At 61.3% G+C, this 26939-nt stretch carries 23 protein-coding genes, 3 tRNA genes and 1 pseudogene; 19 read left to right on the top strand and 8 right to left on the bottom strand.

Annotation, left to right across the window (positions count from 1 at the left end):
• Positions 1-35: 35 nt before the first annotated feature.
• From tmk to tenA, 6 genes are all read left to right on the top strand, one after another.
• Entirely contained in the window at positions 36-659 is a 624-nt protein-coding gene (gene tmk, locus B3H86_RS09365; RefSeq protein ID WP_292053222.1) for a dTMP kinase, read from the top strand.
• On the top strand, positions 656-1636 hold the full coding sequence (locus B3H86_RS09360; RefSeq protein ID WP_292053221.1) for a DNA polymerase III subunit delta': 981 nt from the start codon (positions 656-658) through the stop codon (positions 1634-1636). The genes tmk and B3H86_RS09360 overlap by 4 nt, the downstream gene beginning before the upstream one ends.
• Positions 1637-1638: 2 nt before the next feature.
• Positions 1639-2418 (top strand): TatD family hydrolase, encoded by a 780-nt coding sequence (locus B3H86_RS09355; RefSeq protein ID WP_292053220.1) that lies wholly within the window; start codon positions 1639-1641, stop codon positions 2416-2418.
• Complete coding sequence (locus B3H86_RS09350; RefSeq protein ID WP_292053219.1) at positions 2418-3227, top strand: MBL fold metallo-hydrolase; 810 nt, start codon at positions 2418-2420, stop codon at positions 3225-3227. Before B3H86_RS09355 ends, B3H86_RS09350 begins: the two co-directional genes overlap by 1 nt.
• 114 nt (positions 3228-3341) lie before the next feature.
• Complete coding sequence (locus B3H86_RS09345) at positions 3342-3980, top strand: TenA family protein (protein WP_292053218.1); 639 nt, start codon at positions 3342-3344, stop codon at positions 3978-3980.
• A 2-nt stretch (positions 3981-3982) separates the two neighbouring features.
• Positions 3983-4651, top strand: coding sequence for a thiaminase II (gene tenA, locus B3H86_RS09340; protein ID WP_292053217.1), 669 nt, complete (start codon positions 3983-3985; stop codon positions 4649-4651).
• Between the two features lie 48 nt (positions 4652-4699).
• On the opposite strand, the gene B3H86_RS09335 is transcribed toward tenA, so the two are convergent.
• Positions 4700-5368, bottom strand: coding sequence for a DUF6796 family protein (locus B3H86_RS09335; protein ID WP_292053212.1), 669 nt, complete (start codon positions 5366-5368; stop codon positions 4700-4702).
• 39 nt (positions 5369-5407) lie between these two features.
• Positions 5408-6157, bottom strand: a complete 750-nt coding sequence (locus tag B3H86_RS09330) for a DUF72 domain-containing protein (RefSeq protein WP_292053211.1) — start codon at positions 6155-6157, stop codon at positions 5408-5410.
• A gap of 87 nt (positions 6158-6244) precedes the next feature.
• Here B3H86_RS09330 and B3H86_RS09325 point away from each other — a divergent pair, with 87 nt between their 5' ends.
• The gene (locus tag B3H86_RS09325) at positions 6245-6571 is read left to right on the top strand and encodes an excalibur calcium-binding domain-containing protein (RefSeq protein ID WP_292053210.1); all 327 of its coding nucleotides are present in this window, start codon (positions 6245-6247) and stop codon (positions 6569-6571) included.
• Between the two features lie 63 nt (positions 6572-6634).
• On the opposite strand, the gene B3H86_RS09320 is transcribed toward B3H86_RS09325, so the two are convergent.
• A tRNA-Asn gene (locus tag B3H86_RS09320) sits at positions 6635-6709 on the bottom strand.
• 158 nt (positions 6710-6867) lie between these two features.
• A tRNA-Asn gene (locus B3H86_RS09315) sits at positions 6868-6942 on the bottom strand.
• Between the two features lie 124 nt (positions 6943-7066).
• Between B3H86_RS09315 and B3H86_RS09310 the strand changes: the two genes are divergently transcribed.
• The gene (locus B3H86_RS09310) at positions 7067-7882 is read left to right on the top strand and encodes a TrmH family RNA methyltransferase (RefSeq protein WP_292053209.1); all 816 of its coding nucleotides are present in this window, start codon (positions 7067-7069) and stop codon (positions 7880-7882) included.
• Between the two features lie 45 nt (positions 7883-7927).
• On the opposite strand, the gene B3H86_RS09305 is transcribed toward B3H86_RS09310, so the two are convergent.
• Together B3H86_RS09305 and B3H86_RS09300 are read right to left on the bottom strand one after the other, a co-directional pair.
• The gene (locus B3H86_RS09305) at positions 7928-9241 is read right to left on the bottom strand and encodes an SGNH/GDSL hydrolase family protein (RefSeq protein ID WP_292053208.1); all 1314 of its coding nucleotides are present in this window, start codon (positions 9239-9241) and stop codon (positions 7928-7930) included.
• A 495-nt stretch (positions 9242-9736) separates the two neighbouring features.
• Positions 9737-9810, bottom strand: a tRNA-Cys gene (locus B3H86_RS09300).
• Between the two features lie 127 nt (positions 9811-9937).
• Between B3H86_RS09300 and B3H86_RS09295 the strand changes: the two genes are divergently transcribed.
• The 5 genes from B3H86_RS09295 to B3H86_RS09275 all read left to right on the top strand — a co-directional run bounded on the left by B3H86_RS09295 (position 9938) and on the right by B3H86_RS09275 (position 16728).
• Positions 9938-10567: a protein-L-isoaspartate O-methyltransferase family protein gene (locus B3H86_RS09295; protein ID WP_292053207.1), complete on the top strand. Its 630-nt coding sequence runs from the start codon at positions 9938-9940 to the stop codon at positions 10565-10567.
• A 218-nt stretch (positions 10568-10785) separates the two neighbouring features.
• Complete coding sequence (locus tag B3H86_RS09290) at positions 10786-12291, top strand: TolC family outer membrane protein (protein WP_292053206.1); 1506 nt, start codon at positions 10786-10788, stop codon at positions 12289-12291.
• Between the two features lie 206 nt (positions 12292-12497).
• Positions 12498-13040, top strand: coding sequence for a DUF2497 domain-containing protein (locus tag B3H86_RS09285; protein ID WP_292053204.1), 543 nt, complete (start codon positions 12498-12500; stop codon positions 13038-13040).
• 113 nt (positions 13041-13153) lie between these two features.
• On the top strand, positions 13154-15994 hold the full coding sequence (locus B3H86_RS09280) for a valine--tRNA ligase (protein WP_292053201.1): 2841 nt from the start codon (positions 13154-13156) through the stop codon (positions 15992-15994).
• Complete coding sequence (locus B3H86_RS09275) at positions 15991-16728, top strand: TlyA family RNA methyltransferase (protein WP_292053199.1); 738 nt, start codon at positions 15991-15993, stop codon at positions 16726-16728. The genes B3H86_RS09280 and B3H86_RS09275 overlap by 4 nt, the downstream gene beginning before the upstream one ends.
• A 67-nt stretch (positions 16729-16795) precedes the next feature.
• Here B3H86_RS09275 and B3H86_RS09270 read toward each other — a convergent pair whose 3' ends face one another.
• Positions 16796-17404, bottom strand: coding sequence for a hypothetical protein (locus tag B3H86_RS09270; RefSeq protein ID WP_292053197.1), 609 nt, complete (start codon positions 17402-17404; stop codon positions 16796-16798).
• A 153-nt stretch (positions 17405-17557) separates the two neighbouring features.
• Between B3H86_RS09270 and B3H86_RS09265 the strand changes: the two genes are divergently transcribed.
• Positions 17558-18802: a class I SAM-dependent RNA methyltransferase gene (locus tag B3H86_RS09265; RefSeq protein ID WP_292053195.1), complete on the top strand. Its 1245-nt coding sequence runs from the start codon at positions 17558-17560 to the stop codon at positions 18800-18802.
• Positions 18803-18822: 20 nt separating this feature from the next.
• A complete protein-coding gene (locus tag B3H86_RS09260; RefSeq protein WP_292053193.1) occupies positions 18823-19224 on the top strand; it encodes a hypothetical protein in 402 nt (133 codons plus the stop codon).
• Here the strand turns inward: B3H86_RS09260 and B3H86_RS09255 are convergent.
• Complete coding sequence (locus tag B3H86_RS09255; protein ID WP_292053191.1) at positions 19221-20291, bottom strand: PA0069 family radical SAM protein; 1071 nt, start codon at positions 20289-20291, stop codon at positions 19221-19223. The two genes, B3H86_RS09260 and B3H86_RS09255, sit on opposite strands and share 4 nt — an antisense overlap.
• A gap of 316 nt (positions 20292-20607) precedes the next feature.
• Between B3H86_RS09255 and dnaE the strand changes: the two are divergent.
• From dnaE to pyrH, 4 genes and pseudogenes are all read left to right on the top strand, one after another.
• Positions 20608-24005 (top strand): annotated as a pseudogene (gene dnaE, locus B3H86_RS09250) (DNA polymerase III subunit alpha).
• A 206-nt stretch (positions 24006-24211) separates the two neighbouring features.
• A complete protein-coding gene (gene rpsB, locus B3H86_RS09245) occupies positions 24212-24997 on the top strand; it encodes a 30S ribosomal protein S2 (RefSeq protein WP_292053189.1) in 786 nt (261 codons plus the stop codon).
• Between the two features lie 99 nt (positions 24998-25096).
• On the top strand, positions 25097-26035 hold the full coding sequence (gene tsf, locus B3H86_RS09240; protein ID WP_292053188.1) for a translation elongation factor Ts: 939 nt from the start codon (positions 25097-25099) through the stop codon (positions 26033-26035).
• Positions 26036-26178: 143 nt separating this feature from the next.
• Positions 26179-26916 carry a UMP kinase gene (pyrH, locus tag B3H86_RS09235; RefSeq protein WP_292053187.1) on the top strand — a complete coding sequence of 246 codons (738 nt, stop codon included), beginning with the start codon at positions 26179-26181 and terminating at the stop codon, positions 26914-26916.
• Positions 26917-26939: the final 23 nt, after the last annotated feature.

Below are 26939 nucleotides of genomic sequence, written 5' to 3'. Positions count from 1 at the left end.
GTGACATCCCCGACGGGCGCCGCCATTGTGCGCCGGTGCGAGGCAGATTCATTACATTCGAGGGCGGCGAAGGTGCCGGTAAGACCACGCAGGCGCGCCTGCTGGCCGAGCGCCTGCGTGAGCATGGTATCGACGTCGTCCAGACGCGGGAGCCGGGCGGATCGCCCGGAGCCGAGGAAATCCGCGCCATTGCGGTATCCGGCGATGCGGAGCGGTGGTCGGCGCGAACCGAAACCCTGCTGATGTACGCCTCGCGTTCGGACCATCTGGAACGCAAGATCCTGCCCGCGCTCGAAGAGGGCAAATGGGTGGTCTGCGACCGTTTTGCCGATTCGAGCCGTGCCTATCAGGGCGCGGGCGGTGGTGCGCCCGAAAGCCTGATCGAGGCGCTGGACAAACACGTCGTCGGCGACAACCAGCCGAACCTGACCGTGGTGTTCGATATTCCGGTGGAAGTCGGGCTTGAGCGCGCCTTTGGCCGTGGCCTGTTTGAAACCCGTTTCGAGACCAAGGGGCTGGAGTTCCACCAAAAGTTGCGCGAGGGCTTCCTCGAGGTGGCGGTGCGTCACCCCGAGCGCTGCGTGGTGCTGGATGCCACCGGCGAGGTCGAAGAGGTTGCCGAGCGGCTGTGGGCCGTGGTGGAGGAGCGGCTGCTTTGAGCGAGCATCCGCGCGACCGTTACGAACTGATCCCTGACCTGAAGGCCGAGGAAGCCTTTATCGATGCTCTGTCCCGCGGGCGGCTGCATCACGCATGGCTGCTGTGCGGGGTCGAGGGAACGGGCAAGGCGACCTTTGCCTATCGTGCGGCGCGTCGACTGTTGGGCGCGGCACCCGATCCGTCGAAAGGCCCGCTGGGCGCGTCGGCCCATGACCCTGTCAGCCGACTGGTGTCGGCACAGGCGCATCCTGATCTGTTGGTGCTGGAACGGATTGTAGAAGGCGGCAAGACCAAGAAGGCGATCTCGGTCGAGCAGGCGCGGCAACTGCCCGAGTTCTTCTCCAAGAGCCCGTCACAAGCCAAGCACCGCGTCGCCATCATTGATGCGGCGGATGACCTGAACGTCAATGCTGCCAATGCCTTGCTGAAAATTCTTGAGGAACCACCTGAAAGCGGTGTGCTGTTTCTTGTGACCCACGCGCCGGGGCGTCTGCTGCCGACGATCCGCTCGCGCTGCCGCCGTTTGAGCTTCCCTGTCTGGCCGGAAGCCAAGCTGGCCGAGTTTGTCCAAAACAAGAGCGGCGTGTCGTGGGAAGATGCCGAAATGGCAGCCTCAATGGCGGGCGGATCGCCCGGCGCGGCGCTGAGCCTCGCCAGCGGTCCGCTGTTTGAAATGGACCAGATCGCTCGCGCATGGGTGGACGGCCCCGCCGTTGACCGCGCCGAACAACTGGCCGTGTCCGACAGCTTCCGTGGCGCCGAGGGCGCGGCCCGTTTTGAAGCCCTGATGGATCGTCTGATCGCCGCGGTAAAGCGCCGCGCTGCAGAGGCCGGTGGCCGCGAGGGTGCGCGCTGGGCCGAACTTTGGATGCGCCTGTCGGAACTGCCAGAGCGTGCCGCCGGTTTGAATATGGATAAGAGCGATGTGCTGGCCGGTGCGCTGGCCGACATTGCGCGTACGAAAGCGTCTGCCTGAACATGCTGATCGACAGCCACGTCAATCTCCACGCCCCCCAGTTCGACGAGGACCGTGACGAGGTCATCGCCCGTGCCCGCGAGGCCGGCGTGCAGATGATGGTCGAAATCTCGGACAAGCTGTCGACCTTCGAGGCGACCCACGCCATCGCCGTGAATAATCCGGACATCTGGTGCACGGTGGGCGTCCACCCGCACGAGGCCAAGGATTATGCGGACCTGAAGGCCGACACCCTGATCGAACTGGCGCAGCGCGACCGGGTCGTGGCCATCGGCGAATGCGGACTCGACTTCCACTATGACTTCAGCCCGCGTGACATTCAGGCCGAGGTTTTCCGCCAGCACATCATTGCCGCGCGCGAGACGGGTCTTCCGCTGGTGGTCCATACCCGCGAGGCCGATGAGGTCTGTGCCCGGATGCTGAGGGAAGAAATGGCCGTGGGGCCGTTCAAATTCCTCATGCACTGCTACACAAGTGGGCAGGAATTGGCTGATATTGCTCGTGAACTGGGGGCGTGGTTCTCGGTTTCCGGTATCGCCACCTTCAAGGCCGCCGAGGATGTGCGCGAGGTGATCCGCACCATGCCGAACGAGCGGATCATCGTTGAAACCGATTGCCCGTATCTGGCGCCGATCCCCTATCGTGGGCGTCGCAATGAACCGGCCTTCATCAGCCACGTTCTGGCTAAACTGGCGGAAGTGCGCGGTTGGTCCGAGGAAGAGGCCGACCGTCTGACCACCGACGCCTTCTTCAACCTTTTCCACGCTATTCCGAGGCCGTAATGACCTACGCCGCCGAACTGGAAGTCATGATCCTGGGTTCGGGGTCGTCCGGTGGCGTGCCGCGCGGTGACGGCAACTGGGGCGCGTGCGATCCGGCCAATCCGAAGAACCGCCGCACCCGCTGCTCGGCACTTGTGCGCCGTCATGGTCCGAATGGCGTAACCAATGTGGTTATCGATACATCGCCTGAGTTCCGTCAGCAGATGGTGATGGCGGGGGTGAAGCATCTGGATGCGGTGCTTTACACCCACGACCACGCCGACCAGACCCACGGCATCGACGACATCCGCGTCTTTTTCATTCAGGGCGGGCGTCGCATTCCGGTCTGGCTGGATGAAGCGACCTATAACTCGCTGATGCAGCGCTTTGGCTATGTGTTCGAGTACCAGAATGGCTATCCGGCCATAGCCGAAGCCAATCTGATCCCGCACCACGGCACACACTGGCAGGTAGACGGGGCGGGGGGCGCAGTGCCGATCGTCACCTTCGATCAGGCCCACGGCAATATCCGCTCGGTCGGCTATCGCATGGGTGGCATCGTCTATTCGCCGGACGTGTCCGATGTTGACGAGGCGGCGCTGGAGGCTGTTCGCGGGGCCGATCTGTGGATCGTCGATGCGCTGCGTTACCATCCGCACCCGACCCATGCCCATGTGGACAAGGCGCTGGATTGGATTGCGCAGTCCGGCGTGAAGCGCGCTGTGCTGACCAATCTGCACATCGATCTGGATTATGAAGAGCTGTCCGCCCGCCTGCCGGCCAATGTCGAGGTCGGCTTTGATGGATGGTCGGCTCGCGTGCCGATCTGACATTCGGTTTCAGGGGCCCCGACAGGCTTTACCCCCGATGCCCAAAATGCGACCCGATAACGCCCGTCGATGAATCGACCCTAGGAGTTGAGGCGACGGGGCAGGGAGATATGCATGTCGGGTTTTGTAGCGCGATTGAAGGCCGAGTTCGCAGAGCCTTGGCGCGCCAGTATTGAGCACCGCTTCGTTGATGAACTGCTGGCCGGAACGGTTTCTGATGCCGTCATGGGCCGATATCTGGTTCAGGATCACCGCTTTATCGACGCCTTTGTGACGTTGGTGGGCGGGGCGGTTGCCTCGGCGGACGTTTTTGAAAGCCGTCTGCGCCTGGGCCGTTTCCTCGGCATGGTGTGCAGCGACGAGAACGACTATTTCCTGCGCTCTTTCGATGCGCTCGGGATTGGCGGGGAACGGCATGACATTCCCGATGCGGCACCGACGGCAGGTTTCAAGGCCTTGATGAAGGAAGCAGCTGCGACGCGATCCTATGCGGCCATCATGGCCGTGCTGAATGTGGCCGAGGGACTTTATCTGGATTGGGCGCTGCGTCTGGGTGACCGCCCGCTGCCCGAAAACTTCATCCATGCCGAATGGATCACGCTGCACGACAACGACTTCTTCGCCGATTTCGTCAGCTTCCTGGAAACGGAGCTGGATCGCGTCGGTCCGCAGGATGAAGCGGTGGCGCGTGATTTCTTCCAGCGTGCCGTCGAGCTTGAGCTGGCCTTTTTCAACTCTGCCTATGAGAACTGATCGTGGATTTCTTTGATCGTTTGAAGCTGGCTGCCCACGATGAATGGCAGTCCTATGTGGACCACGAGTTCGTGCGCGGCATGGGTGACGGCACCCTGTCGATCGAGGCGTTCAAGGCCTATCTGGTGCAGGACTATCTGTTCCTGATCCAGTTCAGCCGCGCCTATGCGCTGGCGGCGTACAAGAGCCGCACTCTGGCCGAGATCACCTCGGCGCAGGAGAGCATGGCGGCGATCCTGAACGAGATGCAACTGCACCTGCGCCTGTGCGAGCGCTGGGGTCTGTCGGCGGCGGATGTCGAGGCGACGGAGGAGCATGTCTCCAACGTGGCCTATACCCGCTATGTGATGGACTGCGGCCTTCAGGGCGATCTGCTGGACCTCAAGGTCGCGCTGGCCCCGTGCGTCATCGGCTATGCCGAGATCGGCAAGGCGCTGGCCCCCGCAGACCCCAGTGCGCTCGACAACCACCCCTACAAGGACTGGATCGGCGAATACTCCGGTCAGGGCTATCAGGATTTCGCCGTTTCGGCCCGTGCCGAACTGGACCGCATGGCCAAGGGCGTGACCCAGGAACGATTTGACGAACTGGCCAGAATTTTCGGCATGGCCTCCAAGCTGGAAGCCAATTTCTGGCAGATGGGCTTGGATCTGGGCCGCGCGGCACAGTGATTTTACGAAGCCGCAGCGGTCATTCTGGAGATTGACGGCTGCGGGCTTCTATCCGCGCGTTTCGCTTTCGGGTCGGGTGACCGCATTGACCCGGTCGGGCAAAAACAGGCTGCCTGCATAGAAGATGAGGAAGGCGATATTGAACGCCCCGCCGACCAAAGGGGCACCAATCGGTGCGGGCAGATATGCTGCGGTCGAAAGCAGCAGATAGATCGCGCCTGGATTAATGACGGCAAACCACAGTGGCCATTGGGTCTGGCGCGTCAGCACAGCTATGGCTAGCAGTATCGAAATCGCCACTCCAATGATGCCGCCGATCTGGAAATATAGCGCCAGATAGCCTCCAATCTGTATGGCATTGGCGGCACCGCTATGGATGGCCAGTGCGAAACTGCCCCAAACGGCGTGGGTTGCGGTCGCTATGATGGCTATGACGAAGAACCCACCGACTATGGCAAGTCTGAGCCACGGCCTGTCCGTTGTGATGCGCCCATAAACATGGCCGACCCCCAACGTGTACCCCAATCCTCCGAGGATGGATGTCAGCCCGCCCAGAACGAGGTGTGAGGGTTCCGACTGCTGGACCCGCGCCCATAAGTGGCTGAGTGCGTCCGCTCCACTGGCCCATTGTCCGTAAAACAGCATGTCACCGGCGAACATCGCCAATGCCCCCAGTAAACCCGCATAGCCGCAAAGCCGAACTGTTACTGGTTTCATTGGCGCACTCCTATGCGGAAACCGATTGGCCGAACGATGCTATTTCAACTTGTCGATCAGCGCCATTGCTGCTGCCGGATTGCGGACCTTCGCGCCGGAGATGAAATAGGCGAACACGTCGCCGCCCTTGGTCCAGTCGCGGGTGCGGGCGGCGATGGTGTCCAACTCTTCGCCGGTCAGGCCAGTGGGCTCGTCGGCGCGGCTGGACATCAGGCGGGCATAGGTGAAGTCGGCAGTGCGTTCGTCGATTTCCGGCCAGGTCGGTTCTTCGTCATCGACGGCATAGACGATGGCGGCGTTGTATTTTCGGGCGAGGTCGTAGAATTCCTCGCAGGCAAAGGTCGGGTTGCGGACTTCGAGCGCGTGGCGAAGGCGTACGCCGTCCTTTTCCTTGGGCAGCAGTTTGAGGAAGCCCTCGAAATCGACGGGATCGAACTTTTTCGTGCCCATGAACTGCCAGTTGATGGGGCCGAGTTTGTCGCCCAGCAGGGTCAGGCCCTGTGACAGGAACTTCTCGAAGCTTTCACCGCCTTCGGACAGGGCCTTGCGGTTGGTGCAGTAGCGGCTGGCCTTTACGGCAAACACGAAATCCTTTGGCGTCTCGTCGCGCCACTTGGCCCAGCTGTCGGGCTTGAAGGTGGAATAATAGGTGCCGTTGATCTCAATGCTGGTCAGCTTGGATGCGGCATATTCCAGTTCACGCCGTTGAACCAAGCCATCGGGATAGAAGGTGCCGCGCCACGGTTCGAACGTCCAACCGCCGATTCCGATGTGGGTTTTGCCAGCCATGGGGCGCTCCTTCTGTGTCGTTCACCCTGTTGTCTAACGACTCGTTTGCCGCATTTCATTAGGAATGGCGCGTCGGGAGGTATCGAAATGAAGCGCGCACTTATCGCACTGTCGATTATGGGGCTGGCAACGCCGGTCATGGCGCATCCGGGCGGGTTGAATGCCGAGGGATGCCATAACGACCGCCGCAATGGCGGGTATCACTGTCACCGCGGGCCGTCACGGTCGTCCAGTACGCCGCCGCCAGCGGCGAGGGGATTCGTGGGCAGTGGAGCGGGCGTGGGCACGCGCACGCGCTATTATGCCAACTGTTCCGAAGCGCGGGCCGCTGGGGCCGCGCCGATCCGCCGTGGTGAGCCGGGTTATGGTGCCCACCTCGACCGCGACAACGACGGTATTGCCTGCGAGCGCTAGGGCGGTAATCCAGATATGAAAAAAGCCCCGCCGAGGCGGGGCTTTTTGCATTTCCAAGAGGAGTGGCTCCGCGGGTAGGATTCGAACCTACGACCAGCCGATTAACAGTCGGCTGCTCTACCACTGAGCTACCGCGGACCGTTGCCTCTCGGTGAGGTGCGTATAGCAGCCCTGTTTTGATTCTCGCAAGCTAAGACTTGATCTAAAAGAGAAAAATCTTTGGTCGCTGGCGAAAACAGGGTGGCAGATACGAAAAATGCGCCACAGAGGGCGCATTTCGTAAAATACCTCGGGGCTGGCTCCGCGGGTAGGATTCGAACCTACGACCAGCCGATTAACAGTCGGCTGCTCTACCACTGAGCTACCGCGGAACATTGCCCCGAGGGAGAGGCGCGTATAGCAGCGGGGTTTCGGGTTTTGCAACTGCTAAAATGCAGAAATGGTCCGGAATTTTCATTCGATGCTTCGTCGGAATGATGCGCTAAGTCTGTGGTCATGACGCCGACCCATATTACAGACGCCAACCATCCCGCCGTTCTGCCTTTCCGCGATGTGAAAGAGCGCGACCTGACAGGGCGCGAGGGTCTGTTCATTGCAGAGGGTGAGGTGGTGCTGAATGTCCTGCTGTCCCCCTCCAGCCTATGCCGTCCGGTGGCGGTGCTGATCGCGCAAAAGCGGTTGGAGGGTCTTCTGCCGCTTTTGGCGAATGTGCCGCCGGGCGTTCCTGTCTACACGGCTGAGCAGGAGATTCTGGACCAGATCGCAGGCTTTCACCTGCATCGGGGCATATTGGCGATTGGCCAAAAGCCCGACTTGCGACCTGTCGCAGAGGTTGTCGAGGGCTTGGTGCAGGATGGTGCACGCGCGACGCTGGTGGTCGCCAGCGGTATCGGCAATCACGACAACATCGGCGGTATATTCCGTAATGCCGCGGCGTTTGGCGCAGATGCCGTGCTGATGGATTCGGGGTGCTGTGATCCTTTTTACCGCAAGGCGATCCGCGTCTCGGTCGGGGCAGTCTTGCGCACACCGATGGCAAGGGCCGCAACAGCCTCGGAAATCGTGCTGGGCTTGCAGGAAAAAGGCTTTGAGGTTCTGGCGTTGACGCCTTCGGCTGTGACCCAGTTGGCGGACTATAGGCCGGGTCGCCGGGTGGCCCTGTTGCTGGGCAGCGAGGGGCCGGGGTTACCGAAAGACGTGATTGAGCAATGCACGCCGGTCGGTATCCGTATGGCGGGCGGATTCGATTCCCTGAATGTGGCCGTGACCAGCGGTATTGCCCTGCACCACATCACAACAGGCGTTCGATAAAGAACACCCCGGCACAGTGTACCGGGGTGACAGGCCCTGCCTCGATCAGACGACCTTGCGAACAGCGGCACTCAACACGTCGATCGTGCCGGAAACGCCGGTATGGGCGACGTTCTTGAAATAGATCCAGATGTCGCAGCGCGCATTCTCGCCCGCAGCAAGAGCGTGGGTGAGGGTAAGCGGCGGCGTTTTCAGCACGCCCCGGAAGCCGTCATTGGTCCAGTCGTCCGATGTAGAGGTGGAGCCGGCATAGGATGACTTCCAATTGCCTGCCTGCTGAATCTGTATGAAGGGCACAACGCCGGACACAGCGGGTAGGGCACCGGGAATGTCCAGTTCCACAATGAACTCGATCGTGTCGCCCGCGCGAAGATGCTCTTGATAGGTCAGGCCGAAATCATAGAGCGTGATGACAGTTTGCCAGCCGCCCGTGACGTTTCCGGAATAGCTGATGCGCTGTGCGACCGATCCGGTGCCGGGGTGGATGATCTTGCTGGCAGTCACATTCAGGGCCGACATGTCCCCGCCGCCTTCCGAGCGGCTGATGGCCCAACCGTCCGCTAAGACGCCGCTTATGCCCGCGCCTACCGTACCCCCTGTGCCAGACATGGCGGGGTTCTGGTTGAGATAGCCGCCTTCGTTTGTCGTGGGCCAATAATGGTCGGTGATGCTTTGCAGCTGGCGGGATTGCGGACGGCGTAGTGTCAGCAGGTAGTCTGCGATCGGCTGTGCCGCATAGCGTGCGCCAATCGCCATCGGGTGCAGACCGTCATAGGTAAAGCCCGGTTTGGGCGAATAGGTGAGGGAATTCAGGTCGCCGAAATACTGCGTCGCATCGATAACGCGAAGGCAGGGGAAGTGGGCTTCCTGCTTGCGGATCCATTGGTTGATAGAGTTCAACCAGCCATAATCACTTGTGGACACCGCGTTGCGTGGCAGCACAGGCATGGCGATGGTCAGAATGCCCGCATCGGTCAACGCCTGATAGATGCCGCTAAGATTGGCCTTAACGCTAGACAGGCTGGTCCCGACATCATTTGTGCCGATGAGCACGACGCACGTTCCGGCTCCGCTGTCGATAACGTCCTGAATGCGGGCCAATGCGCCTGCGGTTGTGTCACCGGACACACCGAAGTTGAGGCCTTGATGGGTCTGGAAGGCCTGGCGGGTCAAAGCCGGAACCCAAAAATTGAGGCCCCGGGCGGTGTCGCGGATATTGCTGGCATCGTTGTTGATACCCGATGCCGTGATGCTGTCACCCAGAAACGCCACCAGATTGTTGAAAGGTACATCGCGCCCTGCCGACGGCGAGTGGCCAAGCGGCATGATGGCGGGCTGGGATTCGAATGTATCGGACATATAGGTTCCATCCTGGGGAGGGGCGGCGTCATCCGACGCTGCGTTTTTAGACGAAGAAGCAGGGCAGCCACCCATCAAGTGGCTGCCCTTGATCGGCATGCGTCAGCGCACACCGGATCCAACAAAAGGGATGCCGCACAGTCTCACGACGTTCGGATCGCACAACGGTTTGGCGACGCAAATCCTGTTTGCGACGGCCAAGGTGCAAGGCACGGCATAAAGCCGTGGTGCAAAGTCTTTGATTTAGATTTTTCGGGGTGTCGAACGGCGGAAACCGCTGTCAGTTCGATAGCTTCGGTATGCCAGATTTTGACGTCATTGTCAAGAATTAAGCGTCGCCATAAAGGCGAATCCGTTGCCGCTGATCCACCGCGAAAAGCGAATCGTACCTAGACCGTGATCGGATGGGAGAGGGAGGATCCGTTGTCGTGCGTCGAACACATACGGATAAAAAGAAAGCCGCCCCGAAGGGCGGCTCCTTTTGCTCTGCAGCAGTGGAGGCCTGACCGGGAATCGAACCCGGGTGCAAGGATTTGCAGTCCTCTGCGTCACCACTCCGCCATCAGGCCGTCGCCCCGAGGGGCACTGCGCTGCTGCGAGGAAGGCGTGACTACCTCAATAGTTTGCGGTTCGCAACGTAGAGTCTTATAAGCGCGGCAGATTTTTTGCCTTAGTCGCCTCCAAGGACACTGAAACATGGATTTCGCCGCCGCTCGTAAGGTCATGGTGGACAGCCAGGTCCGCGTAAATGACGTCACGAATCGCGAACTGCACGCTGCAATGGGTAGTGTTGAGCGTGAGCGTTTCTGTGCGCCTGACCGTGCTTTTTCGGCCTATGCCGATGTCATGCCGGAAATCACCGCCGGCCGTCGCCTGATGCTGCCGCGCGATATGGGCAAGCTGCTGGAAGGTGCCGAACCCAAGGCCGGTGAAAAGGCTCTGGTCATCGTCGGCCCGTATGCCGCTGCGGTTCTTGCCCGTATCGGTCTTGAAGTGACGGTGCAGGATTCGAATGCCGATGTTTTCGCCGTCACCGGCGAAGCGCTGGCTGATTACGGCGTCCAGACGGTGGTTGCGCCGCTGAACCAGCCGCAAGGCGAGGGCTATGACCTGATCGTGTCCGAAGCCGCAGTGCCGGCGCGTCAGGAGGCCTGGATCGAAGCTTTGGCTCAAGGTGGCCGCCTGGTCGTCGTCGAGCGTTCAGGCCCTGCGGGCAAGGCTGTTGTCTATGTGAAGGGCAAGGAAGGCGTGTCGCGCCGCGAGCTGTTCGATGCCGCTCCGGATGTGCTGGCCGAACTGGCCCCGCAGCCTGCGTTCGCGCTCTGAAATAAAAGGTTGGCTCGCTGCGACGGAGCCAAGCTTAGCTAGCGTGAAAAAAACTTAACTGGCGTAGCTGAAAGGTTACGATCATCTACGCCGGTAGAAGAACGATGTTGGACCCTCGAACGAGGGCAGTCAGGAACAGGTTTATGTTGGATCGCTCGCGCGTTTTGGCTTCGGCAGCAGTCATATCTTTGATCATCGGCGGACTTTCGGGTCCGGCAATGGCGGAATCACTGCGCGACGCCGTGAACCTTGCGTATCGGACCAATCCGACCCTGCTGGCCCAGCGCGCAAACCAGCGCGCGCTGGACGAGACGACCGTACAGGCCCGCGCGGGCCTGCGTCCGACGCTTTCGGTATCGGGCGGTCCTTCCTATCAGCGCTCCACAAGCGAGCGTGTGACCACGACCGTTCCGGGCGCTGTCCTGCCGATCGATCTGAATGGTGACGGCATCCCCGATGCCACCGGCACCATCCCGCCGAGCACCTCGGTCACTGGCGGCACCCGCGAAACCGATTCCCTGTCGGCGACGGTACAGTTGGGCCAGACGATCTGGTCGGGTGGTCGCACCAGCAATGCCATTGCCGCTGCCGATGCCAACATTTTTTCCGGCCGCGAAAACCTGCGCAGCGTCGAACAGAATGTCATGCTTTCGGTCATTCAGGCCTATGCGGATGTTCTGCGGGATATGGAAATCCTGCGGGTTCGTCAGGAAAACCTGACGGTACTGCGCCGTCAGCTTGATGAATCGAACGCGCGTTTCGAAGTGGGTGAAATTACCCGTACCGACGTGGCCCAGTCCGAAGCCCGTCTGGCCCAGTCCGAATCCGATCTGGCACAAGCTCAGGCCCAGCTGTCCGTTTCGCGTGCAGCCTATTCCACGGTTGTGGGTCAGGCACCGACCAGCCTGGAAGAGCTTCCGCCTCTGCCGAACGTGCCGGCCGATTTCGACGCTGCGCTCGATGTGGGACTTGCCAACAACCCGGGCATTCTTGCCGCCCAGTATGATCTGGCCGCGGCGGAGGCGAATGTCGCGGCAGCCCGTGCCGAATACCGTCCTTCGGCGCGGCTGACGGCCTCGTATGGCGGTACTTCGAACGAGTTTTCGAATCTGGACCTGTCGTCCAACACGAACTTTACCGCAGGGGCCAGCATTTCGGTGCCGCTCTTCACCGGCGGTCTGAACCAGTCGCGTGTGGCACAGGCTCTGGAACGTGCGAACGCGGCCCAGATCAACATCGAAGGCCAGCGCCGTAGCGTGCTTCAATCGATCAGCTCCGCCTATGCTCAAGCCGTATCGGCGCGTTCGTCGCTGGCGGCGGGTGAGCAGGCCGTTCGCGCTGCCTCCGTGGCTGCCGAGGGGGTGCGTCAGGAAGCTCAGGTCGGTCTGCGCACGACGCTGGACGTCCTGAACCAAGAACTGGAACTGCGCAGCGCGCAGGTCACCTTGGCGTCGGCGCGTCGCAACTATTACGTTGCCCAGGCCCAGCTTTTGGCGGCAATGGGCAATCTGACCGGCCCGCAGCTTGATCCGACTCTGGAAGTCTACGACGCCGAGGACAACTACAACGCGGTACGTAATCGTGGGGCTCTGCCGTGGGACGGCGTGATCGAGGCCATCGATGCGATCGGTTCGCCGCGCGTTACGCCCACCACAGGATACGAGGACGCGCCGATTGACCGCGAACTCAAGGGCGAAGTGGTTCGCACAGCACCACGAAGCTAAGCCGGAAGAGGGCGGGGCAACCCGCCCTTTTTTATACCCGCTGATCACCCATAAAGGGAAAAACGGGCGTTGATTCCGTCTCGGGTTGGTGCGACGTAAGGCCTATTCGCTGTTCTCTGCGCAAAGATTCCGGTTTTTTTAAAACTTGTGGTTTCTGATCGCAAAACACTCAACCGCTGCCACTCGCCATTTTCCCAAGGCTCGTTATGACCGAACAGACCGCTCAGGAACCGACGATGGAAGAGATTCTGGCGTCTATTCGCCGGATTATCTCGGAAGACGATGCGCCCGCTGAAACGAGCGAGGCGGTTGAAGAGGCACCGGTTGTCGAACCGGAGCCGGAACCTGTGACCTTTGCCGCAGAGCCGGAAGAAGAGGTTCTGGAACTGACCGAGCCTTATGAGGCACCGGCTGCCGAGGTTATCGGTGATCTGGATGTCAGTGCGCCGGTATATGAGCCGGAGCCGGAACCGGTTGTTCAGGATTTCCCGGTCACGGACGATGCCTTGGTCAGCGAGAGCACGGCTGCCGAGGCCGCAAGCGCCTTTGCCGGACTGGCCGCTGTCGGCCGCCCTTCCTCGGCACCGACCGCACAGGATATGCCCTTCGATAGCGGCAACACCGTTGAGGGCATGGTTCGCGACATGCTGCGTCCGATGCTGAAGAACTGGCTGGATACGAACCTGCCGGCTATCGTCGAACGTGAAGTTCGCAAGGAAGTAGAGCGCATCGCTCGCAGTGCGAGCTAGCCCTCGGCTTCGCCAGACATTAAATGAAGGGGGCGGCTCCGGCGGGGCCGCCTTTTTCTGTTGTTATTTATCACCCTCGGCGCGTCCGTCGCGCTAGAGACAAAGACATGACCATGCTTGAGAAGACGTTCGATCCGAAGGCCGCCGAGCCCCGCCTGTATGCACAGTGGGAAGAGAGCGGGCTGTTTGCCCCCAAGACTGACGGCGCTGCCGAAGCCTATTCGATCGTCATCCCGCCGCCGAACGTCACGGGCAGCCTGCACATCGGCCACGCCCTGAATAATACGCTTCAGGACATTTTGGCCCGCTATAACCGCATGAAGGGCAAGGCCGTCCTGTGGCTGCCGGGCACCGACCACGCGGGTATCGCCACCCAGATGGTCGTCGAGCGCAAGCTGGCCGCCGAAGGCCAGCCGGGCCGCCGCGAGATGGGCCGTGACGCCTTCGTCGAGAAGGTGTGGGAGTGGAAAGCCGAGTCGGGTGGCACCATCATCCGCCAGCTGCGCCGTCTGGGCGCATCGTGCGACTGGTCGCGTGAACGCTTTACGCTGGACGAGGGCCTGAACGAGGCCGTCCGCAAGGTGTTCGTCCAGCTCTATAAAGAGGGCCTGATCTACCGCGCCAAGCGTCTGGTGAACTGGGACCCGCATTTCCAGACCGCCATTTCGGACCTCGAGGTCGAGCAGAAGGAAGTCGACGGTGCCTATTGGCACTTCGCCTATCCGCTGGCCGATGGCGTGACCTATCAACATCCGGTCGCCTTCGACGAAGAGGGCAAGCCGACCGAGTTCGAGACCCGCGACTACATCGTGGTCGCCACCACGCGCCCCGAAACCATGCTGGGCGACACCGGCGTGGCCGTTCACCCGAAGGACGAGCGTTACGCTGGTCTTGTCGGCAAGGAAGTCGTCCTGCCGATCACGGGCCGTCGCGTGCCGATCGTGGCCGACGAATACGCCGATCCGGAAAAGGGTTCAGGCGCGGTGAAGATCACCCCGGCCCACGACTTCAACGACTTCCAGGTCGGCAAGCGTGCGGGTCTGCCGGCGCTGAACATCATGGACTCGCTGGCCCGCATCACTTCCGACGAGGTTCCGGAAATTCCGGCCGAATATGTCGGCATGGACCGTTTCGTCGCGCGTAAGGCGATCATCGCCAAGGCCGAGGAAGACGGCTGGCTGAAGGAAATCGAAAAGACCAAGCATCAGGTCCCGCACGGCGACCGTTCGGGGGCTGTCATCGAGCCGTGGCTGACCGACCAGTGGTGGGTCGATGCCAAGACGCTGGCCCAACCGGCGCTGAAGGCTGTTCAGGACGGCGAGACCGTTTTCGAGCCGAAGTCGTACGAAAAAGTCTATTTCGAGTGGCTGAACAATATCGAGCCGTGGTGCGTCTCGCGCCAACTGTGGTGGGGTCACCAGATCCCGGCCTGGTATGGTCCGGAAGTTGATGCTGCAGGACGTGTTGTATCTTTAGGTACGAAGATTTTCGTTGCAGAAACTGAGGCTGAAGCTGCGGCAGAGGCTAAAGAATACTACGGCGAAGGTGTTGAGGTTAGCTTCGCGACTATTCTGCCACTTGCCAACCAGTCTGGCTCTAACGAACTAGATGCCAAGCTAACAAGTGTCGAACTGACCCGCGAAGAAGACGTGCTGGACACCTGGTTCTCGTCGGCGCTGTGGCCGTTCTCGACCATGGGCTGGCCGGAAAAGACGGACGATCTGGCCCGTTTCTATCCGACGTCGGACCTCGTGACCGCCGCCGACATCATCTTCTTCTGGGTCGCCCGCATGATGATGATGGGCAAGCACTTCATGGGCGATGCCCCGTTCAAGCGCGTCATCATCAATGGCCTCGTCCGCGACGAGAAGGGCCAGAAGATGTCGAAGTCCAAGGGCAACGTCATCGATCCGCTGGAGATCGTGGACGAGCTGGGCGCCGACCCGCTGCGCTTCACCATGGCCATCCTGTCGGGCACGCGCGACATCAAGTTGTCGAAGCAACGCATTGAAGGCTATCGTAATTTTGGCACCAAGCTGTGGAATGCCGCACGCTTCAGCCAAATGAACGAATGTGCCCGTGTCGAAGGTTTCAACCCGGCCAATGTCCAGCAGACCATTAACCGCTGGATCCGTGGCGAACTGACCAAGGCCGAGCGTGCCGTTTCGGAAGCCATCGAAGGCGGCCGTTTCGACGATGCGGCCGGTGCTCTGTACCGCTACATCTGGAACGTCTTCTGCGACTGGTACCTCGAACTGGCCAAGCCGGTGTTCAACGGCTCGGACGAGGCGGCCAAGGCCGAGACCCGCGCCATGACCGCATGGGTTCTGGACGAGACGCTGAAGCTGCTGCATCCGGTCATGCCGTACATCACCGAAGAGCTGTGGGCCGAGCTGGGCAAGTCTGGTCCGTCGCGCGACACCCTGCTGATCGGTGCCAACTGGCCGCAACTGCCGGACAGCTATGTTGATGCCGCCGCAGAGGCCGAGATCGGCTGGCTGGTCGATCTGATCGGCGAACTGCGTGGTCTGCGTGCCGAGATGAACGTGCCGCCGTCGGCCAAGCCGCCGCTGGCCTTCGTCAATCCGGATGCGGAAACGGCTGAGCGTCTGTCGCGTCACCGCGACCTGATCCTGACGCTGGGCCGTGTGTCGTCGGTGGATGCCGCCGATGCCGCGCCCGCCGGTGCCGTCACCTGTGTCTCGGGCGGTTCGACCGTGGCCCTTTCGCTGGCTGATTTCATCGACCTGAGCGCGGAGAAGGCCCGTCTGAACAAGGAAATCGCCGCGTTCGACAGCGATATCGCGCACTACAACAAGAAGCTCGGCAACCCGAACTTCGTGTCGCGCGCCGCGCCTGAAGTGGTCGAGGACCAGCGCCAGAAGCTTGCCGATGCCGAAGCCGGCAAGGCCAAGCTGCAGGCCGCACTGGCACGTCTGGAAGCCATGGCGTGAGCCGTATCCGGCTCGACCAACATCTTGTGAACCTTGGGCTGGCCGAAAGCCGGTCCAAGGCCAAGGCGGCCATCGAGGCGGGCAATGTCACGGTGGACGGTGAGGTGGCGAAGGCCGCTTCGCTGAAAGTCCTTGAGGACGCCAACATCGGCTATGCCGACGCCCACCGCTGGGTCGGGCGTGGTGCGCTGAAGCTGGAACGCGCGTTCGAGCTTTGGCCGCTGGATGTGGCGGGCAAAGTGGCGATGGACGTCGGGGCCTCGACCGGAGGCTTTACGGAGGTCTGTCTGGACCGAGGCGCGGCCAAGGTGTTTGCCGTCGATGTGGGGCAGGGGCAGATGCACCCGCGCATCGCCGCCGATCCGCGCGTGGTGAACCTTGAGAAGACCGATGCCCGCGAGCTGGGCGTGGATCAGATCACGCAGCCGCCGTCCCTGATCGTTTGCGACGCCAGCTTCATCAGCCTGTTGAAGGTTTTGCCCGTCCCTCTGTCGCTGGCGGCGGATGGCGCGCATCTGATGACTTTGGTGAAACCCCAGTTCGAAGCCGACAGTCCCTCGGCCATCGGCAAGAAGGGCATTGTCAAGGACGTGGCGGCCCACGAGGCGGCGGTCAGCAAGGTCCGCGACTGGCTGGAATCCGAGGGCTGGGCCGTTCAGGACGTGGCCGACAGCCCCATCGAGGGCGGGGATGGCAACCGCGAGTTCCTGCTTTGGGCGATCAAACGCCCTTAAAGATCGAGGCCCGCCAGATCGCTCCGGCGGGCCTCTTCGCATCGTCGATTGACAGGGGGGCTGAAAGTTAGTCGACGATGCGATAGCGGCCATTCGCATCACGGCAGGTGCGAACGTAACGGGTTTCGATGCGGCCATCGGGAAGGCGGATTTCGCTTTCGGCCAGTTCGCATTCCTCGCGCGCAGGGGCGGGCTTGGAATAGCCTTGGCCGTAGCCTTGCGGATAGTCGCGGTAATAGTCGTATCCATCGTCATAGCGACGGTCGTCATAACGACGGTCATAGGACGGCTGCGGCGGCGGTGCCGTATCATAGGCGACCGGATAGGTCGGAATGGTCTCGCGGGCGGGCGTACATGCCGCAGTCCCGCGTCCTACGCCTGCTCCGACGGCTGCGCCCAGCACGCCACCCAGAAGGCTGCCTTCGGTACGACGTCCGCGCGACGCCACCTGCGAGCCCGCAATGGCTCCGATAGCCGCGCCAAGCAGGCCGGACGAAGCCTGACGCTCGCGCTGTTCGCGCAGGCAGGGGTCGTAATAGGCCTGATCACGGGATGAGGGCGAATAACCATAGCCGTAGCCATAGTCCTGTGCCGAGGCGGTTTGAGGCATGGCCATTACAGCGCAAGCCATACCGGCTAGGGCGAAAGCAGGGGGTTTGGCGATCTTTGCGATCATGAAATTCACAGCTCCCTCGGAGAAGGGCGCTTCTGTCTGGCCCTTTCCGTTGTCGACTTATGGCTTAGGTGAACGAACCTGAACAAAGATTGATCGTGCCGTTCATCTTCGTTCATCTTTGTTTTCGCCGCGATCTGCGGATAGAAGCGCGGGATGACGCAGACCCTGACGATTGCCCGCATGGGCCACCACGGCGATGGTATCGCCGATACCCCGAACGGTGCCGTTTTTGTACCCGGTGCCTTGCCCGGTGAAGTCGTGCGCGCCGAAGTGAAAGACGGTCGCGTCGAGAGCTTTGAACTGGTCCAGGCCAGCGCCGATCGCCGCCCGATCTTTTCCGAGGCCTATGCCGAGTGCGGCGTGGCTCCGCTCCAGCACTGGGCCGACGCACCCTATCTGGAATGGAAGCGAGATGTGGTGGTCCACACCCTGCAACGCGAAGGGTTGGAAACCGATGTCCAGCCTACGGTTGCCACGCCGCCGGCATCGCGCCGCCGTATTGCCCTGCATGCGCGCCGTGGCTCGAATGGCAGGATTTTGCTGGGGTTCAAGGCGCGCCGTTCGTGGCGACTGGTCGAAATCAACGAGTGCCCGATTTCCGATCCGTCCTTGGTCGCGGCCTTTCCTGCGCTGCGTCGCATCGCCGATGCCTTCCTGACGCATCCGAAATCGGCCCCGACGCTTCATGCGACACTGACCGATACCGGCGTTGATGTGGACGTGACCGGCGTAGAGAAACGTTCGGGCGGCCCGTCCGCGGACCAGATCGCCAAAGCCATCGCCGCGGCAGCAGAAGGCGATCTCGCCCGTCTGAGCCTTGATGGCGACACGCTGGTCATGGCACGGCAGCCGCGCGTGACCTTTGGCCGTGCGTCTGTTCCAATACCCGCAGGCGGCTTCCTTCAGGCTTCGCCCGCTGCCGAGGCCGCTATGGTCGAGCGCGTTGTCGAGGCTGTGCGAGGGCACAAGCGCGTGGCCGATCTGTTCTGCGGTGCGGGTACCTTTACCTTCCCCTTGGCAGAGGTCGCGACGGTGACCGCGGCGGACTCATCGGCTGCCTCGATCGCAGCCATGAAGGCGGCGTTTGCTACGGCCAAGGGATTGAAGGGGATCGAGGCACAGGCGCGCGATCTGTTCCGCCGTCCGCTGTCGCCCTATGACCTCAAGGGCTGTGACGCCATTGTTCTGGATCCGCCGCGTGCGGGCGCTCTTGAACAGACGCAGCAACTTCCGGGCACCAAGGCCGACACCATTGTCGGCGTATCGTGCAATCCGCAGACCTTCGCCCGTGACGCCCGCGTTCTGGTGGATGCAGGCTTCCGCCTCGAGACTGTTACACCGATTGACCAGTTCATCTGGTCCACCCACATCGAACTTGTCGGCGTCTTCCGCCGCTAATGGCCCGGGGGGCAATATCCATGACTGATGGGCATGATGAAGAGATCGACGGCGGTGGTTTCGATTTCGATGACTGGAATCGTCTAAAGCCCTTCACGGGGCGCATTGCCACGCTGGAAGACGTGCAGGCCAAGGCCGCCGTCTTCGCGCTGGGTGACACGGAGCGTCCGTATCCCTTGGATATGGAACTGCCCCAGCCGGCAATCTGGTGGGACGAGGACGGCGAAAAGCCGGTCGTCATCGTTCAGGCCGAAATCCACACCAACGCCGAAGACGAGGAGATGGAGGTCTATGGCCTGATCCTGCCGGACGGCGACGGTGCCGTGGCCCTCAGCGAGGACGTCGATCTGGTGGATGCCACCGATGCGACGTGGCGCAAACTGGTCGAGGACTACATCGATCCCTCGGCCATCAAAGACTAGAAATCGAACAGCTCTCCCTGCGTCCGTTCGGATGCAGGGATTTTGAAGCGGGTGGTGTCCAGCGGTGGTATCGCCCGATCCAACCCATAGCGTTTGCGCGCCGCGCGGAATCGCGTGGCGATCAGTTCGGCCACGGGGCCGGTTCCTTTCATCCGCTGGGACCAGTCCGGATCATAATCCTTTCCGCCGCGCGTCTGCCGAACCAGGGACATGACGCGGCGTGCACGGTCGGGCCGTGCGTCTTCCAGCCATTCGCGAAACAGGTCCTTGATTTCCAGAGGCAGCCGCAGGGTGACGTACATCGCGCGGACAGCGCCCGCTTTTGCGGCAGCTTCTAGAACGGACTCCAGCTCATGGTCGTTCAAACCGGGGATGACAGGCGCAAACCCGACCGTGACCGGACACCCCGCATCCGTCAGCCTGCTGATAGTCTCCAGCCGTTTGGCGGGCGTCGCGGCCCGTGGCTCCATCGCGCGGGCCAGCTTGCGGTCCAGCGTCGTGATCGAGACGCAGGCATGGGCCAGACCTTCACGGCCCATTGCGCCCAGAATATCGGCATCCCGCGCCATCAATGCCGATTTCGAGATGATCGACAGGGGATGCTGAAAGCGCTGTAAAACCTCCAGAATGCTGCGCGTCAGGCGGGTTTCGCGCTCTACCGGCTGATAGGGATCGGTATTGCCGCCAATATGGATCGGCTGGCATTTATAGCGGGGCTTTTTGAGTTCTTCGGTCAGCCGTTCGGCGGCTTGCGGCTTGAAGAAGAGCTTGCTTTCGAAATCCAGACCGGGTGACAGCCCCATCCACGCATGGGCCGAGCGGGCGTAGCAGTAGATGCAGCCGTGCTCGCAGCCGCGGTATGGATTGATGGAAAGATCAAACCCGATATCGGGGCTGTTGTTGCGGGTGATGACGGTCTTTGCCTTTTCGGCTGACAGACTGGTCCGCAGGGGAGGGGCGGGCTCGTCGGTCCTGTCCCAGCCGTCATCGATCGTTTCGGCAGTAAGGGTTTCGTACCGTCCCGACTGGTTGGATCTGGCTCCGCGTCCCCGCACTGCTTCTGTCATGTAGGGAAGACATCACGGCGGCCGGAACATAACAAGAACAATTTTTCACCCAACCCCGTAATTTCGCTTGCCATGATCGGAAAAGAGGGGTTAGAACAAAACAAGAACTTCAATGTGGATTGGGGATAAGCCGATGTCTCGTCGTTTCAAAGACCTTCTGGCACTTGTTTCGTGCGGCAGCTTCGTCTGGATGGTTTGGCACGCTGCCTTCCTCGTGTCTTGAACGGGGTCACGCTTTCGCCCTTCGGTGGAGCGACAGACCGACTCCGTGCAAACTGTGTCCACGGCCTGAAGCCGGGAGTTTGGAGCTGTCTGGGTGACCGAGACGTCTGACAATGCTGGATTTGTCCATCTGCGGGTCCGCAGTGCCTATTCCTTGCTGGAAGGGGCGATCAAGGCCAGCAAGATCGGCAGCATGGCGGCGGATATGGGTATGCCTGCGGTGGCTATCGCCGACCGCTCCAACCTGTTTGGCGCTCTGGAATTCAGCCAGTACACCAAGGACGCCGGCGTCCAGCCGATAGTTGGCATTGCCTTGCCGGTTTTCGGCATCGGTGGCCGCAAACCCGAACGATGGTCAAAGGTCCCAACGATTACCTTGCTGGCCCAGAACCATCAGGGCTGGCTGAGCCTTTGCGCGCTTTCGTCCTCGTCCTTCCTCGATACAATCGATCTGCCCGAGGCTGGCGTGCAGTGGGAGATGGTGGCCGAACGTTCCGAAGGATTGATCCTTCTGTCGGGCGGGCCGGATGGTCCGGTGGACCCTTTGTTCGCTGCGGGCAAATCGGACGACGGCGACGCTGCGCTGGCCGAGATGAAGCGGGTCTTCGGTGACCGCTTCTATGTGGAGCTCCAGCGCCACAATCTGCCTGAGGAGAAGGCGGCAGAAGGCGGTCTGGTCGACTGGGCCTATGCCAACGATGTGCCGTTGGTGGCGACCAACGATGTCTATTATGGCAAGGCGCAGCAGGCCAAGGCCCACGATGCACTGCTGTGTATCTCCGATGGCGCGTTTGTCGGTCAGGAAGATCGTCGTCGCGTCACGGGCGAGCACTGGTTCAAGTCTCCGGACGATATGCGGGCTTTGTTTGCCGACCTTCCCGAAGCCTGCGACAATACTCTCGAGATTGCCCGCCGCTGTGCCTTCTTGACCCAGACGCACAAGCCCATCCTGCCCAGCTTCAATACGGGCGATGGCCGCTCCGAAGCTGATGAGCTGGCGCACCAGGCGCGTGAAGGCCTGAAGATGCGTCTGTCGCGGCATCAGCACTACGCCCCCGAGCAAGACTATTGGGATCGCCTCGAATGGGAGGTGGGGATCATCCAGCAGATGGGGTTCCCGGGTTACTTCCTGATCGTTTCCGACTTCATCAAATGGGCGAAGCTGCACCACATTCCGGTCGGTCCGGGCCGTGGTTCGGGTGCNNCCTGCTGTTCGAGCGCTTCCTTAACCCTGAACGCGTATCGATGCCCGACTTCGATATCGACTTCTGTCAGGAGCGCCGCGAAGAGGTGATTTCCTACGTGCAGAACCATTATGGGTTCGACCGCGTGGCGCAGATCATCACCTTCGGTACGCTGCAGGCCCGCGTTGTGCTGCGCGACGTCGGGCGCGTGATGCAATTGCCGTTCGGTCAGGTGGACCGACTGGCCAAGATGGTTCCGGCCAATCCGGCCAATCCGGTTACGCTCTCGCAAGCCTTGGAAATGGAGCCGCGTCTGCGCCAGATGCGCGACGAGGATCAGTCTGTTCAGGCCCTGCTGAATACGTCGATGGAGCTGGAAGGTCTCTATCGCAACTGTTCGACCCACGCGGCGGGCGTGGTTATCGGTGATCGTCCTCTAACGGAACTGGTGCCGCTGTATCAGGATCCGCGTTCGACCATTCCGGCGTCGCAGTTCAACATGAAATGGGTCGAGCCGGCCGGTCTGGTGAAGTTCGACTTCCTCGGCCTCAAAACCCTGACGGTTCTGGACCGTGCCAAGGGGTTCCTGGAGCGTCGCGGACAGGCTCCGGAATGGAACCTTATACCGCTTGATGACGAGAAGACCTATGAGCTGATGGCCTCAGGCCAGACGGTCGGCGTGTTCCAGTTGGAATCGCAGGGCATGCGCGACACCCTGCGCAAGATGCGATGCGGGTCGATCGAAGAGATCACCGCTCTGATCTCGCTGTACCGCCCCGGCCCGATGGAGATGATCGACACCTATATCGACCGTAAGTTCGGTCGAGCGGAGGTCGATTACCTGCACCCCAGCCTGAAGGAAGTCCTGACGGAGACGTACGGCGTCATCATCTATCAGGAACAGGTGATGAAGATCGCCCAGATCCTGGCAGGGTACAGCCTCGGTGAAGCCGACCTCCTGCGCCGCGCGATGGGTAAGAAGAAGAAGGAGGAGATGGACTTCCAGCGCCTCCGCTTCGTGAAGGGCGCTTCGGAAAAGGGCGTGCCGGAAGAGCAGTCCGGTTCGATCTTCGATCTCGTGGCCAAATTCGCGGGCTACGGCTTCAACAAATCGCACGCTGCCGCCTATGCGCTGATCTCTTTCCAGACGGGCTGGCTGAAGGCCAACCATCCGGTCGAGTTCTTCGCCGCGTCCATGAGCCTGGACCTGTCGAATACCGACAAGCTGGCTGTCTTCTATCAGGACTGCCGCCGCTTCGAGATTCCGGTGCTGGCACCGGACATCAACCGTTCGTCAGCCGACTTCGACGTCGCGTGGGAGGACGGCAAGGGCAGCGTGCTCTATGCGCTGGGGGCCATCCGTAACGTGGGCCTCGAAGCCATGAAGCACGTTGTCGAGGTGCGTAACGAAACGGGACCGTTCAAGGATATCTTCGACTTCCTGGAACGTGTCGATCCCAAGGTCGTGAACAAGCGCGCGCTGGAAGGTCTGGCGCGGGCAGGGGCTTTCGACAGCATCCACCCGAACCGCCGCCAGCTGTTCGAACAGGCCGATGTGCTGGTTGCCTATTGCCAGAGCGTCGCGGCCGAGCGTGCCTCTTCCCAGGTCAGCCTGTTCGGTGCCGATCAGGCGGGGGCCGCCCGCCCACGCTTGCGCTCGGTTGAGCCGTGGGCGGGGCCAGACAAGCTGGATCAGGAACTGTCGGCTGTCGGCTTCTACCTGTCGGGCCACCCGCTGGAAGAGCTGACCCCGGCGCTGAAGCGCAAACGCGTGACCTTTGTGGCCGAGGCTACCGGACTGGCGGAGGCCGGGCACGAAGCCTTCCAGATGGCCGGCGTCGTACGTCGCAAACAGGAACGTCCCAACAAGAATGGCGAGAAGTTCGCCTTCGTCAGTTTCTCCGATCCGACGGGCGAGTTCGAATGCCTGTTCCCGCCGGAGCAGTTGCGCCGTTGCCGCGACATTCTGGAAGTCGGATCTGCCGTTCTTGTGAAGGTCCGTGCCAAGGCATCCGACGGCGAGGTTCGCTTCTTCGGTGACGATGCCAGCCGTATGGATGTGTTGCTTGACGATGCGAACATCGGCCTGCGCGTGATCGTGTCTGCCAATGCCTCCGACCCCGAAGCGCTCAAGTCCCGCCTCGAACGTGCACGTTCGAACGGGAAGGGCGGTGAGGTCTGGGTACAGACGACCCTGCATGGACGCACCGAGGTCGAGGTCAAACTCCCGGGGCGCTACCGGCTCGATGCTGCCCTGCGCGGTGCGCTCAAGACGGTTCCGGGCGTAGTCATGCTGGAAGACGCCTGAGCCGGGCCAAGGCTAAGGCCTTTGCAGGCTTGGGTTTTTCTTCGCCGTCTCTCTTGCGTTTTCATATCCGGAGGCGTAGAGGAGCGGCGCACTTCGCACGTGGGTGAGGCGCGGTTGGGGAGAAATCCTGACCTGCACCGTTCCGAGGGACCGTATGTCCTTTAATCACCCGCGCTAGGTTTGATCGGAAAAAGGACAATACGATCATGGCTCTGCCAGAATTCTCGATGCGCACCCTGCTGGAAGCCGGCGCTCACTTCGGTCACCAGACCCACCGCTGGAACCCGAAGATGGAACGCTACATCTTCGGTTCGCGCTCGAACATCCACATCATCGACCTGTCGCAAACCATGCCGCTGATGCACCAGGCTCTGGTTGCTGTTCGCGACGTGGCTGCCAAGGGCGGTCGTGTTCTGTTCGTTGGTACCAAGCGTCAAGCTGCTGATCCGGTTGCCCAGGCTGCCAAGCGCTGCGCCCAGTACTACATGAACAACCGTTGGCTCGGCGGCACGCTGACCAACTGGCGCACCGTTTCGGGTTCGATCCAGCGCCTTCGCGAGCTGGAAGGCATCCTCGCTTCGGGTGAAGGCCGTAACAAGAAAGAGCTGCTGACCCTGCAGCGCGAGATGGACAAGCTCGAGCTGTCGCTCGGCGGCATCAAGGACATGGGTTCGGTTCCGGACATCATGTTCGTCATCGACACCAACAAAGAGTCGATCGCGATCCAGGAAGCCCGCAAGCTGAACATCCCGATCATCGCCATCCTGGACACCAACTCGGATCCGGACGGCATCACCTATCCGGTCCCGGGCAACGACGACGCTGCCCGCGCCATCCAAACCTACTGCGATCTGATCGCTGACGCGGTTCTGGACGGTCTGGCTGCTGGTGCTGCCGCTCAAGGTATCGACCTGGGTGCTATGGAAGCTCCGGTTGAGCCGGCTCTGGCTGCCGAAGAAGCTCCGGCTGCTGAAGAAGCTGCTCAAGGCTGATTTCTGACGGTTCGTCCCTATATAGGGACGAACTGACGTCAAACCGACATGCGGCCGGGCTAATGGTCCGGCCGCTCAATCGAATTTCAGGAGAAGAACATGGCCGAGATCACTGCCGCCCTCGTGAAGGAACTTCGCGAGCGTTCGGGCGTCGGCATGATGGACTGCAAGAAGGCCTTGCAGGAAAACGACGGTAACATCGAAGCCGCCATCGACTGGCTGCGCGCCAAGGGCCTGTCCAAGGCTGCCAAGAAGGCTGACCGCGTCGCTGCTGAAGGCGTTGTCGCTGTTGCAACCGAAGAAAACGGCGCTGGCGAAACCGCTGCTGCCATCGAGTTCAACGCTGAAACCGACTTCGTTGCCCGTAACGACCTGTTCCAGACCGCAGCCAAGCAATTCGCCCAGCTGGCTCTGAAGAACGAAGGCGTTGAGGCCATCTCGGCTGCAACCCTCGAAAACGGCCGTACCGTCGCTGACGAGATCACCCAGCTGATCGCCACCATCGGCGAGAACATGACCCTGCGTCGTTCGGCCCGTCTGTCGGTCGAGCAAGGCGCTGTGGCTTCGTACGTCCACAACGCTGTGTCGCCGGGCGTCGGCCGCATCGGCGTGCTGGTCGCCATCGAAGGCGCTGGTGACAAGGCTGCTGTCCGTGAACTGGGCCGCAAGATCGCCATGCACGTTGCGGCTACCGCACCGCTGGCTCTGGACACCTCGGACCTCGACCCGGCTGCTATCGAGAAGGAACGTGCCGTTCTGATCGAAAAGGCCAAGGAAGAAGGACGTCCGGACAACATGATCGAAAAGATCGTGGAAGGCCAAATCAACAAGTTCCAAAAGGAAGTTGTTCTGTCGAAGCAGCCGTTCGTGATGGATCCGGACGTGACTGTCGAGCAGCTGGTCGCCAACACCGGCAAGGAACTGGGCGCTGAGCTGAAGCTGGCTGGCTTCGTGCGTCTGGCTCTGGGCGAAGGCGTCGAGAAGGCCGATACTCCGGACTTCGCGGCTGAAGTCGCCTCGATGACCGGCGGCAACTAAGCCAAAAATTCTTCCCGTTCAGGGAAGAAAAAGTAGTAAGGGCGCGTTCGGCTTTGAAGGTCGGCGCGCCCTTCGTTTATATGGATCCGCCGATTCCCTTTTTCGCGCGGATGCGTGACCCAGTTTCTACGGATGATACCCGCATGACCGACGCCACTCCCGATTTCCGTTACAAGCGTGTTCTCCTGAAGGTCTCGGGTGAAGTGCTGATGGGCGATCAAGCCTATGGCATCGATACCAAGACCGTGGATACCGTGGCCGCAGCCGTCGCAGCCGTCGCGCGTCAGGGCGTGGAGATCTGCCTGGTCATCGGTGGCGGCAACATCTTCCGTGGTCTGTCCAAGGCCGCCGAGGGCATGGACCGCGCCCAGGCCGACTATATGGGCATGCTGGCTACCATCATGAACGCGTTGGCCATGCAGGGCGCGCTTGAAAAAATCGGTATCGAAACCCGCGTGCAGAGCGCCATCCCGATGGCCGCCATCGCCGAACCGTACATCCGCCGCAAGGCCCTGCGTCACCTTGAAAAGGGCCGTGTGGTGATTTTCGCCGCTGGCGTGGGCGCGCCGTTCTTCACCACGGATTCGGGCGCGGCTCTGCGCGCTGCGGAAATGGGCTGCGACGCTTTGCTCAAGGGCACCAGCGTCGATGGCGTCTATACCGCTGACCCGAAGAAGGATTCGAACGCGACCCGCTATGACACCCTGACCTATCAGGACGTGCTGGCCAAGGATCTGCGCGTGATGGATGCTTCGGCAATTGCTCTGATGCGTGACAGCGGTGTGCCGATTGTTGTCTTCTCCATCCGCGAAGAAGGCTCGCTGATGAAAACCCTGACGGGCGAAGGTACCTTCACCGTTATCACCAATAAACCGGCTTAAGGCCGGTAAGAACGACCTCTAGG

The organism is Brevundimonas sp. UBA5866, from assembly GCF_002432125.1.
Taxonomy (GTDB): Bacteria; Pseudomonadota; Alphaproteobacteria; order Caulobacterales; family Caulobacteraceae; genus Brevundimonas.
The sequence above is the reverse complement of the archived record's forward strand: the minus strand, read 5'-3'. Positions and strand labels throughout refer to the sequence as shown.

What these genes read in the sequence shown, in the direction of transcription:
- B3H86_RS09355 (WP_292053220.1), top strand. Translation starts at nt 1,639, where the DNA reads ATGCTGATCGACAGCCACGTCAATCTCCACGCCCCCCAGTTCGACGAG.
- B3H86_RS09350 (WP_292053219.1), top strand. Translation starts at nt 2,418, where the DNA reads ATGACCTACGCCGCCGAACTGGAAGTCATGATCCTGGGTTCGGGGTCG.
- B3H86_RS09345 (WP_292053218.1), top strand. Translation starts at nt 3,342, where the DNA reads ATGTCGGGTTTTGTAGCGCGATTGAAGGCCGAGTTCGCAGAGCCTTGG.
- B3H86_RS09335 (WP_292053212.1), bottom strand. Translation starts at nt 5,368, where the DNA reads ATGAAACCAGTAACAGTTCGGCTTTGCGGCTATGCGGGTTTACTGGGG.
- B3H86_RS09330 (WP_292053211.1), bottom strand. Translation starts at nt 6,157, where the DNA reads ATGGCTGGCAAAACCCACATCGGAATCGGCGGTTGGACGTTCGAACCG.
- B3H86_RS09325 (WP_292053210.1), top strand. Translation starts at nt 6,245, where the DNA reads ATGAAGCGCGCACTTATCGCACTGTCGATTATGGGGCTGGCAACGCCG.
- B3H86_RS09310 (WP_292053209.1), top strand. Translation starts at nt 7,067, where the DNA reads ATGACGCCGACCCATATTACAGACGCCAACCATCCCGCCGTTCTGCCT.
- B3H86_RS09305 (WP_292053208.1), bottom strand. Translation starts at nt 9,241, where the DNA reads ATGTCCGATACATTCGAATCCCAGCCCGCCATCATGCCGCTTGGCCAC.
- B3H86_RS09295 (WP_292053207.1), top strand. Translation starts at nt 9,938, where the DNA reads ATGGATTTCGCCGCCGCTCGTAAGGTCATGGTGGACAGCCAGGTCCGC.
- B3H86_RS09290 (WP_292053206.1), top strand. Translation starts at nt 10,786, where the DNA reads ATGGCGGAATCACTGCGCGACGCCGTGAACCTTGCGTATCGGACCAAT.
- B3H86_RS09285 (WP_292053204.1), top strand. Translation starts at nt 12,498, where the DNA reads ATGACCGAACAGACCGCTCAGGAACCGACGATGGAAGAGATTCTGGCG.
- B3H86_RS09280 (WP_292053201.1), top strand. Translation starts at nt 13,154, where the DNA reads ATGCTTGAGAAGACGTTCGATCCGAAGGCCGCCGAGCCCCGCCTGTAT.
- B3H86_RS09270 (WP_292053197.1), bottom strand. Translation starts at nt 17,404, where the DNA reads ATGATCGCAAAGATCGCCAAACCCCCTGCTTTCGCCCTAGCCGGTATG.
- B3H86_RS09265 (WP_292053195.1), top strand. Translation starts at nt 17,558, where the DNA reads ATGACGCAGACCCTGACGATTGCCCGCATGGGCCACCACGGCGATGGT.
- B3H86_RS09260 (WP_292053193.1), top strand. Translation starts at nt 18,823, where the DNA reads ATGACTGATGGGCATGATGAAGAGATCGACGGCGGTGGTTTCGATTTC.
- B3H86_RS09255 (WP_292053191.1), bottom strand. Translation starts at nt 20,291, where the DNA reads ATGACAGAAGCAGTGCGGGGACGCGGAGCCAGATCCAACCAGTCGGGA.
- rpsB (WP_292053189.1), top strand. Translation starts at nt 24,212, where the DNA reads ATGGCTCTGCCAGAATTCTCGATGCGCACCCTGCTGGAAGCCGGCGCT.
- tsf (WP_292053188.1), top strand. Translation starts at nt 25,097, where the DNA reads ATGGCCGAGATCACTGCCGCCCTCGTGAAGGAACTTCGCGAGCGTTCG.
- pyrH (WP_292053187.1), top strand. Translation starts at nt 26,179, where the DNA reads ATGACCGACGCCACTCCCGATTTCCGTTACAAGCGTGTTCTCCTGAAG.